Origin of the sequence: Methylobacterium sp. Leaf123 (genome assembly GCF_001423405.1) — a bacterium.
Classification (GTDB): domain Bacteria; phylum Pseudomonadota; class Alphaproteobacteria; order Rhizobiales; family Beijerinckiaceae; genus Methylobacterium.
Map to the genome: position 1 here is coordinate 165,194 of NZ_LMNS01000004.1, position 14,518 is coordinate 179,711.

The window sequence follows — 14,518 nt, forward strand, 5'->3', positions numbered from 1 at the left end:
CGGTCCGCCGCGGGACGGCGGCAAGTCCGACCCGGCAAGTTCTGCCGCCTTAACCGAAGGTTAACCACGCCGGCCGAGAACGGAGGCAAGGGGATTGCGCGCCGCGCGAGCCCCGCCCACCGCCCCGATCCGGTTTGCCGACGAGCAGCACATGGCCAAGAAGCCGAAGAAGGCGCCCGCGGCGGAAGGCGAGGAGGGCGCGGCGGAAGCGCCGAAGTCCAAGAAGAAGCTCATCATCATCGCCGCCGCGGTGCTGCTGCTCGGTGGCGGCGGGGGCGGGTTCTTCTTCATGAAGAGCCGGGCGGCCCATGCCGACCACGGCGAGCACGGGGCCGAGAAGCTCGACCCGAAAGCGCAGGCCGTGTTCCTCGACATGCGCGACATGCTGGTGAACCTCAGCCCCGATCCGGGGGCGACCAAGTCCAACGTGCTCAAGCTGCGGGTCGCGCTGGAGCTGAAGGACGCCAAGGTCGAGGCGACGGTCAAGCCGCTGATGCCGCGGGTCGAGGACGCCTTCCAGACCTACCTGCGCGAGATCCGGGCGAGCGATCTGGCCGGTTCCGCCGGCCTCTACCGCCTGCGCGAGGAATTGCTGCGGCGGGTCAACATCGCGCTGCACCCGGCCAAGGCCGAGGCGGTGCTGTTCAAGGACGTGATCGTCCAATGAACGGCGCGGCCACCCGGCCCCGAAACCCAGATCTCTCCGCATCCCTCTTCGTTAAGACAACCGCGAGCGCGCGACAGGCATGATCGGTCCCGAAGACGAGCTGGAGGACGATTGGGCAGCCGCCTTTGCCGAGCAGGGCGGCGAGGGCGGTGGCGGCGACGCGTCGCTGGCCGAGGAATGGGGCGCGGCGCTCGCCGAGCAGGGCACGACCAAGAGCGCGGGCGACGTCGCCGCCGAATGGGCGACGATGATCGAGGACGGGGAGACCGAGAATCTCCCCGAACTCGCCGGCAACGACCGCATCCTGAATCAGGATGAGATCGACGGCGTCCTCGGCTTCTCCCTGCGCGAGCTTTCTGCCTCCGGCGCGGGGGGCGTGCGCGCCATCGTCGATTCGGGCGTCGTTCAGTACGAACGCCTGCCGATGCTGGAAATCGTCTTCGACCGGATGATCCGGTTGCTGTCGACCAGCCTCCGCAACTTCTTCCAGGACAACGTCGAGGTGACCCTCGACAACATCACCTCGGTCCGCTTCGGCGACTATCTCAACGCGATCCCGCTCCCGACCCTGCTCGGCGTGTTCAAGGCCGATTCCTGGGAGGGCTCGGGCCTCGTCACCGTCGAGCAGACGCTCGCCTACTCGACGATGGACCTCCTGTTGGGGGGCAAGCGCGGCGGCTCGTCGAGCCGGCTCGACGGGCGGCCCTTCACCACGATCGAGATGAGCCTCGTGCGCCGTCTCGTCGAGATCATCCTCACCGACCTCGAATTATCGTTCCAGCCGCTCTCGCCGGTGCGTTTCGGCATCGACCGGATCGAGACCAACCCGCGCTTCGCCACCATTACCCGGCCCGGCAACGCCGCCATCCTGATCACGCTCAAGCTCGACATGGACGGGCGCGGCGGCGGGATGCAGATCCTGTTCCCCTACGCGACGGTCGAGCCGATCCGTGACCTGCTGATGCAGAGCTTCATGGGCGAGCGGCTCGGGCGCGATCAGGTCTGGGAAAGCCATCTGGCCACCGAGATCTGGCAGGCGGATGTCGACATGGAAGCGGTGCTGCACGAGGTGACGCTGCCGCTGAAGCGGGTGCTCAACCTCAAGGTCGGCGATACGCTGATGTTCGACCGCAAGCCCTCCGATCTCATCACCGTGCGCTGCGGAGACTGGGCGCTGACGCAGGGGCGGATCGGCCGGATCGACGATGCGATCGCGGTGCAGATCGCCCGGCCGCTGCGGCAGTCCCGCACAACGCTGCAGGCCTACGAGATCTCGATGCAGAACCGTAACGACGGGTAGGGCCGAGAAGACCATGATGACCTTCTTCGTCTCGATGGCCGCTGACGTGCTCGTCGCCGTTCTTCTGGTCGCCACCATCGCCTCCTCGGTGAAGCTGTCGGGGCGCATCAACCGGCTCAAGGCGGACGAGGCGGCCCTGCGCTCCACCATCGGCGACCTCGTGGTGGCGAGCGCCACCGCCGAGCGCGCCATTGCCGGCCTGCGCGCCACCCTCGACGAGTGCGACCGGACGCTGACCGAGCGCCTCGCCGGCGCCGAGCGCACCAGCACCGATCTCGCCGCGCATGTGCAGGCGGGCGAGAGCGTTATCAGCCGCATCGCGGCCATCGTGGGCCAGGCGCGGACCAGCGCCACGGCGGCACCCGCTGCCGCTCCCGCCGCGCCGCGTCCGGTCGCCGTCGAGACCGTGCCCGCCATCGGCAATGGTGAGCGCGTCGGCGCGGCCCTCGCCGCCGCCCAGGCCCTGTCCGAACGCGCCCTCGACCGCCTCCGGGCCAGGGCCGCATGAGCCTTCCCGCGCGCCGACTCGCACGTCTCGCGAGCCTTCCGGCGCGCCCCTTCCGGCTGCGCCTGATCGACGCCGTGACCCTGGCGGCGATCGGGCTTCTCGTGCTCAAGCTCACCGCGCTGGTCGCCGCGGAGGAGCCGGCGCCCGGCGCGCCGCTGCCGGATTTCGCCCGCGTCCTCGCCAAGGCGCGCACCAACTACGAGCCCACGGACCCGACGACCACGGGCTCCGTCTCGGCGCCGCCGAAGAAGGCGGAGCCCGCCCCGCCGCCGGTCTACCAGCCGCCGGTGCCCGAGCCGGTCTCGGACAGCGAGCGGGCGATCCTGGAAAAGCTCGCGGCGCGGCGCGACACCCTCAAGCAGCGCCGCGACGAACTCGATCTGCGCGAGCAGATGCTCAAGGACGCCGAGCACAAGCTCGAAACCGGCGTGGCCGACCTGAAGGGCGCCGAGGACAAGGTCGGCTCCGAGGGGACTAAGCGGGCCGAGGCCGAGAAGGCCGGAATGAAGGGCATCGTCCTCATGTACGAGACGATGAAGCCGAAGGACGCCGCCCGGGTCTTCGACCGCCTGAACCTCGAGACACTGGTGCCGATCGTGACGGCGATGAACCCGCGCAAGATGGCCGAAGTGCTGGCCCTGATGGGCTCGGAGCCCGCCGAGAAGCTGACCGTGGCGCTCGCCAACCGCGCCCGCGGCCTCGAAGCGCCGCAGGCGGCCGCCGCGATCCCCGGCCTGCCCCCCGGCGAGCTGCCGGCGCTCGATCCGGGGCCGGCACCACGCGCGGGGCGGTGAACACGGACGCCCTCCACCTTGTAGGGAGACATTTCGGCCTATAGATTCCCCATCATGGGAAGACTTTTCGGGAGGCTCCCGTGACATCGTTCGAGATGCTGAGACCGACGGAAGTCTCCGTCGTATCGGGCGTCGGGCTGCGCGAGGTGCACCACGCCATCGACCGCGGCGTCCTGCCCGACGATCTCGTCGCGCAGGGAGAAGGACGTCGCATATCCGCCTCGGGCTGCCCGCTCATCGCCTTCTACTACGGCAGCGCCAAGCGTCTGACCGCGGAGGAGCGGCTATCCGCGATCCGCGAAGTGAGCCGCCGCCTGCGTGCAGAACCTGCCGAAGAGTCCTTCGAGCAGCCATGGAGCCGGCCCGCCCAAGGCTGGATCGTCCGGGAAGGCTTCCTCCAGATCGATTTCGAGCCGTTCGTGGCCGACGCGGCGAGACGCTGGGACCGCTATCGTCGCGCCGTGTCCCGGGTCTCGTCCGCGCCGTCCGTCCTGTCGGGAACGCCTGTCATCGCTGGCACCCGAATTCCGGTCCACGATGTCGCCGCTTCGGTCACCGCCGGACATCCGCCGGAACGCATCCGGGCCGCGTATCCCGGTCTCGATGACGAGGGAATTGCCCTGGCCGCACTCTACGCCTCGGCGAATCCGCGCCAGGGGCGCCCGAAGGCGAGCCCGATCCTCGCGGGCGCCCGCCTCATTTCCGAAGAGCGTATCACCCGCAAAGTCGGATGAACCTCTTCATCGACGAGTGCTTGAGCGATGAGCTCACGCGAATGGCAATCGAGCGTGGGTATTGGAATTCGACGAGCGTCCGGCGACGCGGCCTTCAGGGCACGCCCGACTGGAAGCTCCTGCCGATCCTGATGGCGGAGGATCGGACGCTCGTGACCAAAAACTCCGTCGATTTCCGCGGTCCCGCCGACGCTCCCGGCTCGAAGGGCCTTTACGGAGCCCTCGATCTTCACGCCGGACTGATCTGTCTCAACGGGCCACCTGGGATGGATCTCGATCTGCAAAAGACGCTGTTCACGATCGCACTCGATAAGCTCGCGGCGCTGGACAACGACCTCACCAACCGAGTTCTGGACGTGACGCTGGACGCGGAGGACGGGGACATCGTCCTCCGGCTCTACGATCTGCCAAAGCCCTGAGACGTTTCTACCCGCCCGGCTCCGCCAGGGCCCGCTCGATCGCGCCGTCCAGGGCCTCGGGCTTCGTTGACGGGGAGAAGCGGCCGATCACCCGGCCGTCCCGGCCGATCAGGAACTTCGTGAAATTCCACTTGATGGCTTGCGTGCCGAACAGGCCGGGCTTCGCGCGCTTGAGATCGGCGTAGAGCGGGTCGGCGCCCGGACCGTTGACCTCGACCTTGGCGAGGACCGGAAAGGTCACGTCGTAGGTCAGCGAGCAGAACTGCTCGATGGCGGCGGCATCACCCGGCTCCTGCGCGCCGAACTGGTTGCAGGGCAGGCCGAGCACCACGAGGCCGCGGGCGCGATGGCGGCGCCACAGGGTCTCCAAGCCCTGATATTGCGGCGTGAATCCGCATTTCGAGGCGGTGTTGACCACCAGGACGACCTTGCCGCGATACTGCGACAGGGGATGCGGCGCGCCGCGCGCGTCGCGCGGGACGTGATCGTAGAGGTTGCTCATGACCACTCCCAACGCCGTCGATTGCTCAATAGTCCCGTCTCCTGAGACGATATTGTCCTGAATTTCGTGGAACGATTCCAGGCTTGACTGCAAAGTCCATTGTTGCCGTGGAATGCGGCGTCCCTGCAATTGCATCCTTGGCCGAGCGGGGCTAGAGCGCTCTCGGCTGGGCCGTATACCGGCTTGGCGTCAGAGATCTCGTTAAAACAAGGGCTTAGTGTCCCCCCACACAACTCTCGCCGCGCCATTGTGCCCGGACGGGAGACGATCGGTGATCGGGCCTTGTGTGAGGCACGCTCACAGCCCCGGACGACACTCGCAGGAGCTCCACCATGCCGTCCCCGTCTCGGCCGTCCCTGTCCCGCGGAACCGCGTCCTCCGTGGCGCTTCTGCTCGCCGGATTGATGGCCCTGGTCGGGCCGACCATCGCCTCCGCTCAGGATGCCGCGCCCGAGGCCGCCCCCGCGGAGCCGGCCGCACGACCGAAGCCGCGCCCGCGCAGGCCGGCCCCGAAGAAGGAAGAGGCGAAAGAGCCGGCGAGTGCTGCCCCCTCCGGCACGGTGCTGGAACCCGCGGCCGCCTCCGGATCGGCCCAGTGGCCGCCCGGCGCCTCCTCGGTCAGCGAGAGCTACGGCGACTGGACGATGAACTGCAACCGCGCCGAGGCGCGCACCGATTGCGTGATCATCCAGTCGCAGGGCGACCGGCGCACGGGCAAGCGGCTGTTCAGCGTCGAGCTGCGGCCGCCCAAGGACGGGAAGAGCGAGGGCCTGATCCTGATGCCGTTCGGCCTTCAGATCGAGCCCGGCGTCTCGTTCAAGCTCGACGACCGGCAGCTCGGCAAGGGCGCGCCCTTCTCGTTCTGCGTCAGCGACGGTTGCCTCGTGCCGGTCAGCCTGCCGACGCTCGCCACCGACACGATGAAGACGGCGACCAGCCTCACCATCTCGGCGACGAAGCCGGATGCCAAGGAGCCGACGATCATCACCGTGCCGCTCGCCGGCTTCGCCGCCGCCTTCGCCCGGGCGACCGCGTTCGGAAGCTGACGCGCCCGGTCTCGCGATCGGCCGGAGAAATGGTAAGGCTGCCCCCATGCAGCCCACGGCCAAAGCGCTCCTTCTCGCCACCGCGATCCTCGCCGGGCCGATCTCGGCGCGGGCCGAGGCACCCACCGAACCGGCGACCGCGCCGGATTTCGCACCATGCCTCGCCGGGTTGAAGACCCTCGCCGAGGAGCGCGGCGTGCCGCGGGCGGTGGCCGAGACGGCCCTGTCGGGGATCGCGCCCGATCCGTCGGTGGTGCCCGCGACCCAGTCGCAGGCCGAGTTCGTGAAGCCGGTCTGGGAGTATATCGAGGCGAGCGTCACGCCGGAGCGGATCGCGACGGGCCAAGCCAAGCTCGCCGAATGGTCCGAGGTGCTGGGGCGGATCGAGGCGGCCTACGGCGTCGATCGGCACATTCTGGTCGCCTTCTGGGGCGTCGAGTCGAATTACGGGGCCGCCCTCGAAGGCGCCGGCATCCGCCCAGTGGTGCCGGCGCTGGCGACGCTGGCCTGCGGCGATCCCGCCCGGCCCGGCCTGTGGCGCGACGAACTCGTCGCCGCCCTGAAGATTCTCGCCGACGGCGATGCCGACGCGGAACGGATGCGCGGCTCCTGGGCCGGCGCCATGGGCCACACCCAGTTCATGCCGACCGCCTTCCTGCGCCACGCGGTCGATTTCGATGGCGACGGCAAGCGCGACATCTGGCACTCGGTGCCCGACGCGCTCGCCTCGACCGCCAACTTCCTGAAGCAGTCCGGCTGGCGCGCGGGCGAGGGCTGGGGCCTCGAAGTCCTCCTGCCGGACGAATTCGACTACCGGCTCGCCGACGAGACCACCGAGCGGCCTTTCGCCGAATGGCGGACGCTCGGCCTCAAGCCGGCCAACGGCACCTTTCCTGAAAGCGCGGAGCGCCGCGCCGCCCTGCTGCTGCCGACGGGCGCGAAGGGGCCGGCCTTCCTGCTGGAGCCGAACTTCCGGGTGATCCTGCGCTACAACACGGCGCTCGCCTACGCGCTGACCGTGGCCCATCTCTCCGACCGGCTGCGCGGCACGCCCGGTTTCACCCGCGACTGGCCGCGGACCGACCGCATGCTCACGACCGAGGAGCGCACCCACCTGCAGACCCGGCTCGCTGCCCTCGGCCATCCGGTCGGCGGCGCCGACGGCAAGATCGGCCCCAAGACCCGCGCCGCGATCCGCGCCTTTCAGGAAGCCAAGGGCCTCGTCCCCGACGGCTATGCCGACGCCGCGCTGCTCGATCGGGTGCGGGCAGTGGACGCACCGGCCCGGTGAGCCGATGCGCGTCCTGCTGGTCCACTGCCATCCCCGCCGCGACAGCTTCAACGCGAGCCTGCGCGACATCGCCGCCGCCGCGCTCGAAGAGGCCGGCCATACGATCGAACGGCTCGATCTCTACGAGGAGGGTTTCGATCCGCGGCTGAGCGCGGAGGAGCGGGGCGCCTATTACGACGAGGGCGCCGAGCAGCCGGACCTGGCCAGCCACGTCGCCGCCCTGCGCCGGGCCGAGGCTTTGGTCCTCGTCTACCCGACATGGTGGTTCGGGCCGCCGGCCATGCTGAAGGGCTGGTTCGACCGGGTCTGGCTGCCGGGCGTGGCCTTCGCGGTCGGTGGCGCGAAGGTGCTGCAACCGCGCCTCACCAACATCCGAAGGATTGCCGTGGTGACGACCTACGGCTCGCCGCGCTGGCTGCTCTGGCTCGTCGGCTGGCCCGATTGGCGGCTGTTCCGCTTCGGCATCCGCCCCCTCTGCGCCCCGCGCTGCCGGCTCAACTGGATCGCACTCACCGGCATGGACGGGGCCACGGCGCCGATGCGCGCGCGCTTCGTCGAGCGGGTTCGCACGAAGCTTTCGGCGTTCTGAGCCGCCTTAACCGCCCGGAAACCGCTCGAAGCTCGGCAGCCGGTGCGCCTCCTCCATCCAGGCGACGCGCTCGGCCACCTGGATATGCGCCTGCGGCGGCAGGGCTTCGGGCGTATCGAGGGTGCCGGTCTGCACGTCGATCATGCCCGGCAGGTTCTGCTCGTTGATGTAGAACAGGCCGGTACCGCAGGTCCCGCAGAAATGCCGCCGTCCGTGTTCGGAGGAGGCGTAGACCGAGGGCTTGCCGGAAATCGTCACGCGCTCGGCGCGCACCATCGCCCAGCCGACCATCGGCGCGCCGGAATGGCGCCGGCAATCCGAACAATGACAGAGCGCGCTATGGGCCACCTCGGTCGGCATCGCGTAGGTGATGGCCCCGCAATGGCAGCGTCCCGTGAGCATGAAACCTCCTCGAATCGCGAAACGGCGACGCGCGGAGGATAGAGCATCGTCGCGAAAGCAGGCGCTCAAAAACAGGATTCTGGCGCCCCGGACTGGCCCCAGAATGCGAGAAACCGCGGCAGCCCTCTTCCGGCTGCCGCGGCTCCCATACCGGACGAAGGACGCAGGACGGTGCGCCCTCCTGACCGGATCACTCAGCCGGCTGGAGAACCGGGGCAGGGGTCGCGTCGACGACCGGCTTGCCACCCAGCGCGGCGTGAAGCTTGGCCTCGTCGACCTCACCTTCCCAGCGGGCGACGACGATGCAGGCCACCGCGTTGCCGATGAAGTTGGTGAGGGCGCGGCACTCCGACATGAAGCGGTCGATGCCGAGGATCAGTGCCATGCCGACGACCGGCACGGAGGGGACGACGGCCAGCGTCGCGGCCAGCGTGATGAAGCCCGAGCCGGTCACGCCCGCCGCACCCTTCGAGGAGAGCATGGCGACCAGCAGCAGCAGGATCTGCTCGCCGTAGGTGATCGGGGTGTCGGTGGCCTGGGCGATGAACAACGCCGCCATCGTCATGTAGATGTTGGTGCCGTCGAGGTTGAACGAGTAGCCGGTCGGGACCACGAGGCCGACGACGGGGCGCGAGCAGCCGGCCTTCTCCATCTTGTCGATGAGCGAGGGCAGGGCCGATTCCGAGGAGGAGGTGCCGAGCACCAGCATCAGCTCTTCCTTGATGTAGCGGATGAGCTTGAGGATGGAGAAGCCGTTGTAGCGGGCGACCGCGCCGAGCACGCCGAGCACGAAGATCGCCGAGGTCAGGTAGAAGGCGGCGACGAGGTAGGCGAGGTTGGCCAGCGAGGAGATGCCGTACTTGCCGATGGTGAAGGCCATCGCGCCGAAGGCACCGATGGGGGCGACCTTCATGATGATGTTGACGATGCCGAAGACCGCCTCCGACAGCACCTTGATGATGTCGAGCACCGGCTTGCCGCGCTCGCCGAGGAAGGCGAGGCCGAAGCCGAACAGCACCGAGAAGAACAGCACCTGGAGGATCTCACCGCCCGCGAACGCACCGACGGCCGTGGTCGGGATGATGTTCATCAGGAAGTCGGCGATGTTCTGCTCCTTGGCCTTGCCGGCATAGGTCGCGACCGCCTTCGGATCGAGCGAGTTCGGGTCGATATGCAGGCCGTGGCCGGGCTGGAGCACGTTGGCGACGATGAGGCCGACGATCAGGGCCAGCGTCGAGAAGGTGATGAAGTAGATCAGCGCCTTGCCGCCGACGCGGCCGACCTTCTCGAGATTGGTCATGCCGGCGATGCCGGAGACCACGGTGAGGAAGATCACCGGCGCGATGATCATCTTGACGAGCTTGATGAAGACGTCGCCGAGCGGCTTCATGTCGGCGCCGAGCTTCGGGTAGAAATGCCCGAGGGTGATGCCGATGGCGACGGCGACCAGCACCTGGAAGTATAGCGTACGGTAGATCGGCTTCGGTGCGGACGGCGCGTGGGGCGCGGTCAGAGGGGACGGCACGGTGGCCATGGGCGTTGCTCCCTGTCGGACAGTGGATGGTCCGTCGGATCGGTTCGCCGAAGGCCTCCCAAGGAGGATTCCGGTACCGTCCGCTCTTGCTTTTGGCCTCGCGGCACACAGCTCTGCAGTTCAGTCATGGCTGCGTTACGATCAGGGAATGGCAACCGGCATGCCAACCCGACAGCGCCGATAACTTTTTGTTAAAGCCTTGAAATGAATGATATTTCACGTTCGCACGAGCAAGGCGCCCGAATGCCCGTTGCGGTGATCCGCACGCGGGGTTCCGGATCGGTCCGGAATTTCGCACTGGACCGGCCGCGGTGATCGTCGCCGCTCCGCTCTCCGCGAAAGATTACCGCCGCGCGCTCGTGGTGCTGGCGGGGCTCGCCGCCCTGTTGCTGTCGGGCTGGCTCGGCGGGCGGGTGGCGGAACGGTGGGCGCTGGCCGATCTGCGGCGTTCGGCCTCCGCGACGCTCGGGCTCCAAGTCGCGGCGCTTCGGGCCGAGATGCAGACCCAGAGTTCGCTGCCGCTCGCACTCGCCGCGGACCCTGAGATCGCCCGTATCGTGGGTCCCGCGCCCGAGCCCGAACTCGTCGAGGGCGTGAACGGCCGTCTCGCTCAGATCGCCGAGGCGACCGGGGCCGCGGTGATCTACGTGATGGGCACCGACGGGGTGACGGTCGCGGCGAGCAACGCGACGGCGGAAAAGAGCTTCCTCGGGCGCGACTACGGCTTTCGACCCTACTTCAAGGAATCGATGTCGACGGGCTCCGGCTCGCAATTCGCCCTCGGCACGGTCAGCGGCCGGCCGGGCTACTATCTCGCCCGCCGGCTGCCCCGCGCGGCCGGCGTCGTCGTCGTCAAGATCGAGTTCGACGCGATCGAGGCGGCGTGGCGCATGGGCCGCGAGAGCGTGTTCGTCACCGATGCCCGCGGTATCGTGCTGGTGGCGAGCGATCCGACCTGGCGCTTCAAGGCCCTGCGCGCCATCGACGAGGCGGAGCGCAAGCGCATCCGCGAGGCGCTCGAATTCGGCGAGGCGCCGCTCTCGCCCCCGCCGCTCTACGCCGATCTCGGCGCGGCCGATCTCGTCCGGGTCGGCGGCGGCGCCAAGGCCGCTTGGCCGGCGCTGATGCTCGACGCTCCGATCCCCGGCACGGAATGGCGCCTCCACACCCTGACCCCGATCGCTGCCGCGGTTCAGCGCGAGCGGGGGCAGGGCCGGGTGATCGCCCTGCTGACGACCTGTCTCGCCTGGGCCGGGCTCGCCATGCTGATGGGCCGGCGGCGGCGGATGCGGACCCGGCTCGCCGAGGCCGCCGCCCGACGCGAGGAACTGGAAGCGCGTGTGGCCGAACGCACGCACGCGCTCAGCGAGGCGAACCAGCAGCTTCTCGCCGAGATCGAGGAACGCCGCCGCGCCGAGGCCGAGCGCGAGCGCCTCGGCCGCGAACTGGCCCAGGCCGGGCGTCTCGCGGCGCTCGGTCAATTCGCGGCCAGCATGGCCCACGAGATCAACCAGCCCCTCGCCGCGATCCGCTCCTACGCCGACAACACCGCGATCCTCGTGCGCCGCGGGCGCGTCGAGGATGCGGCGGAGAACGTCTCGGCGATCGGCCGGCTCACCGAGCGCATCGGCACCCTGACCCGCCAGCTCAAGGGCTTTGCCCGCCGCGCCTCGGGCCGGCGCGAGCCGGTGCGCCTCGCCGACATCGTCCGCGGCAGTCTCGAAGTCGTCTCCTGGCGCGCCGCGCAAGCCGGCATCGCCCTCGATGCGCCTTTGCCGGCGCCCGATCTCGCCGTGCTCGGTGACGGGCCGCGCCTGGAACAGGTCGTCGTCAACCTGCTGCAGAACGCCCTCGACGCCGTGACCGGCCGCCCGGAGGCGCGGATCGCCCTGCGGGTCGAGGCGAATGCGGAGCGGGTCGCGGTCGAGGTCGCGGATAACGGACCGGGCATCCCGGAAGCCGTTCGGGCGCAGGTGTTCGACCCGTTCTTCACCACGAAATCCGAAGGCCTCGGGCTCGGTCTGGCGATCTGCCGCGGCATCGTCGAGGAATGCGGCGGAACGCTCGGGCTGCGCTCGGGCGCCGACGGCACGACCTTCCGGATGGAGTTGACCCGCGCCCCCGTCCCGGCGGACGAGGCGCAGGACAAGCGGGACATGAAGCCGGTCGGGAGCCTGGAGGCGATATGAGCAGCGAGCCGGACGGCGCGTCCGAGCGGATCGTCTTCATCGACGACGAGGAGGACGTGCGGCGCGCCAACTGCCAGAGCCTCGAACTCGACGGCTTCCAGGTCGAGACCTTCGAGGCCGGCGAACCCGCGCTCGCGGCGATCCGGGCCGAGCCGCCGGGGGTGGTCGTCACCGACGTGCGCCTGCCGGGTCTCGACGGGCGGGCCCTTTTGGAGCGGATCCAGGCCGAGGATCCGGACCTGCCCGTGATCCTCATCACCGGGCACGGCGACATCTCGATGGCGGTAGCCGCCATGCGCTCGGGCGCCTACGATTTCCTCGCCAAGCCCTATCCAGCCGAAGCGCTGATGGGGTCGGTGCGCCGCGCCCTCGACCGTCGCCGGCTCGTTCTGGAGAATCGCCGGCTCATCGCCCAGCTCGACGCGGCGATCGAGGAGGATCCCGCCTTCCTCGGCATCTCGCCGGAGATCGTGCGCCTGCGCCGCCTCGTGCGCGATGTGGCCGGGGCCGATGTCGATGTGCTCGTGCTCGGCGAGACGGGCTCCGGCAAGGAGGTGGTGGCCAACGCCCTGCACCGTTGGAGCCGCCGCGCTGCGAAGAATTTCGTCGCGATGAATTGCGGTGCGCTGCCCGACAGCGTGGTCGAGAGCGAACTCTTCGGCCACGAGGCCGGCGCCTTCACCGGGGCCCTCAAGCGCCGGGTCGGGCGCATCGAGCACGCCCAAGGCGGCACGCTGTTCCTCGACGAGATCGAGAGCATGCCGCTGGCGCTTCAGGTGAAGCTCTTGCGGGTGCTGCAGGAGCGGGTGGTCGAGCCGCTGGGCACCAACGAGCGGCGGCCGATCGACATGCGGGTCGTCTCGGCCACGAAGGTCGATCTCGGCCAGGAGGCCGCGGCCGGCACGTTCCGCGACGACCTCTACCACCGGCTCAACGTCGTCACGATCGTGATCCCGCCCCTGCGCGAGCGGCGTGAGGACGTCCTGCTGCTGTTCCAGCACTTTCTGGCCCGCGCCGCCGAGCGGTTCGGCCGCCAGGCGCCGCCTGTGACGGCGGCGATGCGCGATCACCTCATGCGCCATTCCTGGCCGGGCAATGTGCGCGAACTCGACCATTTCGCAGAGCGCTGCGCCCTGGGCCTTGCCGGTCAAGCCGCGCAGGAGGCGGCGCCGACGGCGGTCCTCAGCCTCTCCGAGCAGGTCGAGCGGTTCGAGCGCGGCCTGATCCGCGAGGAGCTGATCATGGCCGGCGGCGACGTGCGGCTGGCGGCCGAGTCCCTCGGCGTGCCCCGCAAGACCCTCTACGACAAGATCGCCCGCTACGGCCTCGCGCCGACCGATTTCCGTTGAGCGCCGCGAGGCCTCACGCGACCGCGGCCCGCGGCGTCGGGCAGACGCGGTCGCGGCCGGTCCGCTTGGCCTCGTAGAGCGCGCGGTCGGCCCGCTCGACCACGTCGCGGGCGGCTTCGCCCGGCCGATATTGCGCAACGCCGGCCGAGATCGTGACCTGCGCCACGACATCGCCGGTGCCGCGCTTGACCAGCCGCTGGCCCCGCAGCCGGCCGCAGATTTCCTGGGCGAGGGCGACGCCGGCACCGATGCTGGCCTCGCCGAGCACGATCGCGAATTCCTCGCCGCCGTAGCGCGCGGCGAGGTCGCGGTCCGTCGTCTTCGCGCTGAGCAGCCGCCCGACGAGGCGCAACACCTGATCGCCGAAGCGGTGGCCGTGCCGGTCGTTGAGACCCTTGAAGTGGTCGATGTCGAGCATGAGCAGGGAGAAGGTGCTGCCGGAATCGCTCCGGGTCCGGGCGATCGACTCGCGCAGGAACCCGTCGAAGGCCTTGCGGTTGGCAAGCCCCGTCAGGGCATCGGTCGCCGCGGCGCGCTGCGTCTCGACGAGATCCTGATGCAGCTTGGCGATCTGGGCGGCGGAAGCCGAGAGCTGCTCCTCGAGCAGGTGGTTGCGGGTCTGCGCCTGCTCGGTCTCGCCGATCAGGGCGACGAGCGCCGTCATCAGCTCATCGGCGGTTGGACGCGCATTCAGCCGGCCGGACCAATGGATCAGGGTGTCGCCATAGCCGGCGAGCGCCTTCCGGCTGCCCGCGACGCGCTCGGCCAGGGTGCCGGCCGCCTCCGCCAGACGGCCCGCCCCATCGAGCACGGAGGCCTCCGTCGCGGTCCCGGCGATGCAAATGTCGTAGAGCGCGCTCGCCTGCTCCTCCGTCAGCGTCCCGCCGGGCGCCAGACAGGGCGCGAGGCGCTCGTTCAGCGGCGGGTTGGCGCCGGTGAAGAAGGTGTGCAGCAATTCGTAGTTCCGCGGGGAGGGCGGCAGCGCATGCTGCTGCAGCGCCTCCCAAGCGCGGTGCGCGGGAACCAGGGCGCGGTCGAGGTCGGGGTCTGCCTGCTGCATCTGTCCCGGCATCACCGCACCTAGCCCTCGACGTCACGGCCGGAGGGATAGCCGATTACTGTTAAATTTCAGTCTTTCGCATCGCGGCGCCGGGTCGCCCTTCGTTCAGGACTTTTGCATATCCGCCCTCGAGC

Annotated in this window: 15 protein-coding genes; 11 read left to right on the forward strand and 4 right to left on the reverse strand. The window is 69.5% G+C overall.

What is annotated here, in order from left to right:
- Positions 1-151 precede the first annotated feature (151 nt).
- The 6 genes from fliL to ASF53_RS05980 all read left to right on the forward strand — a co-directional run bounded on the left by fliL (position 152) and on the right by ASF53_RS05980 (position 4,422).
- Positions 152-667, forward strand: a complete 516-nt coding sequence (fliL, locus tag ASF53_RS05955) for a flagellar basal body-associated protein FliL (protein ID WP_056195369.1) — start codon at positions 152-154, stop codon at positions 665-667.
- Positions 668-746: 79 nt separating this feature from the next.
- Entirely contained in the window at positions 747-1,967 is a 1,221-nt protein-coding gene (fliM, locus tag ASF53_RS05960; RefSeq protein WP_056195371.1) for a flagellar motor switch protein FliM, read from the forward strand.
- A 13-nt stretch (positions 1,968-1,980) separates the two neighbouring features.
- Positions 1,981-2,475 (forward strand): DUF6468 domain-containing protein, encoded by a 495-nt coding sequence (locus ASF53_RS05965; RefSeq protein ID WP_056195374.1) that lies wholly within the window; start codon positions 1,981-1,983, stop codon positions 2,473-2,475.
- On the forward strand, positions 2,472-3,269 hold the full coding sequence (locus ASF53_RS05970; RefSeq protein ID WP_056195379.1) for a MotE family protein: 798 nt from the start codon (positions 2,472-2,474) through the stop codon (positions 3,267-3,269). The genes ASF53_RS05965 and ASF53_RS05970 overlap by 4 nt, the downstream gene beginning before the upstream one ends.
- Positions 3,270-3,349: 80 nt before the next feature.
- Positions 3,350-4,003, forward strand: coding sequence for a DUF433 domain-containing protein (locus ASF53_RS05975; RefSeq protein ID WP_156635381.1), 654 nt, complete (start codon positions 3,350-3,352; stop codon positions 4,001-4,003).
- Positions 4,004-4,044: 41 nt separating this feature from the next.
- Positions 4,045-4,422, forward strand: a complete 378-nt coding sequence (locus tag ASF53_RS05980) for a hypothetical protein (RefSeq protein ID WP_286134156.1) — start codon at positions 4,045-4,047, stop codon at positions 4,420-4,422.
- A 7-nt stretch (positions 4,423-4,429) separates the two neighbouring features.
- Here ASF53_RS05980 and ASF53_RS05985 read toward each other — a convergent pair whose 3' ends face one another.
- A complete protein-coding gene (locus tag ASF53_RS05985) occupies positions 4,430-4,924 on the reverse strand; it encodes a glutathione peroxidase (RefSeq protein ID WP_056195389.1) in 495 nt (164 codons plus the stop codon).
- 332 nt (positions 4,925-5,256) lie between these two features.
- On the opposite strand from ASF53_RS05985, the gene ASF53_RS05990 reads away from it, so the two are divergent.
- The 3 genes from ASF53_RS05990 to ASF53_RS06000 are packed head-to-tail and all read left to right on the forward strand — an operon-like array spanning position 5,257 to position 7,850.
- Positions 5,257-5,970, forward strand: a complete 714-nt coding sequence (locus tag ASF53_RS05990; RefSeq protein WP_056195392.1) for an invasion associated locus B family protein — start codon at positions 5,257-5,259, stop codon at positions 5,968-5,970.
- A gap of 46 nt (positions 5,971-6,016) precedes the next feature.
- Complete coding sequence (locus ASF53_RS05995) at positions 6,017-7,261, forward strand: lytic murein transglycosylase (protein WP_056195395.1); 1,245 nt, start codon at positions 6,017-6,019, stop codon at positions 7,259-7,261.
- 4 nt (positions 7,262-7,265) lie between these two features.
- Positions 7,266-7,850, forward strand: a complete 585-nt coding sequence (locus ASF53_RS06000; protein WP_056195581.1) for an NAD(P)H-dependent oxidoreductase — start codon at positions 7,266-7,268, stop codon at positions 7,848-7,850.
- A 6-nt stretch (positions 7,851-7,856) separates the two neighbouring features.
- Here ASF53_RS06000 and ASF53_RS06005 read toward each other — a convergent pair whose 3' ends face one another.
- Together ASF53_RS06005 and ASF53_RS06010 are read right to left on the reverse strand one after the other, a co-directional pair.
- A complete protein-coding gene (locus tag ASF53_RS06005; protein WP_056195397.1) occupies positions 7,857-8,252 on the reverse strand; it encodes a GFA family protein in 396 nt (131 codons plus the stop codon).
- A gap of 190 nt (positions 8,253-8,442) precedes the next feature.
- Positions 8,443-9,786 (reverse strand): dicarboxylate/amino acid:cation symporter, encoded by a 1,344-nt coding sequence (locus tag ASF53_RS06010; RefSeq protein ID WP_056195400.1) that lies wholly within the window; start codon positions 9,784-9,786, stop codon positions 8,443-8,445.
- A gap of 311 nt (positions 9,787-10,097) precedes the next feature.
- Here ASF53_RS06010 and ASF53_RS06015 point away from each other — a divergent pair, with 311 nt between their 5' ends.
- Complete coding sequence (locus ASF53_RS06015) at positions 10,098-11,975, forward strand: sensor histidine kinase (RefSeq protein ID WP_056195403.1); 1,878 nt, start codon at positions 10,098-10,100, stop codon at positions 11,973-11,975.
- Positions 11,972-13,324, forward strand: coding sequence for a sigma-54-dependent transcriptional regulator (locus ASF53_RS06020; protein WP_056195408.1), 1,353 nt, complete (start codon positions 11,972-11,974; stop codon positions 13,322-13,324). Before ASF53_RS06015 ends, ASF53_RS06020 begins: the two co-directional genes overlap by 4 nt.
- A gap of 13 nt (positions 13,325-13,337) precedes the next feature.
- Here ASF53_RS06020 and ASF53_RS06025 read toward each other — a convergent pair whose 3' ends face one another.
- A complete protein-coding gene (locus ASF53_RS06025) occupies positions 13,338-14,384 on the reverse strand; it encodes a GGDEF domain-containing protein (RefSeq protein ID WP_286134159.1) in 1,047 nt (348 codons plus the stop codon).
- Positions 14,385-14,518 lie beyond the last annotated feature (134 nt).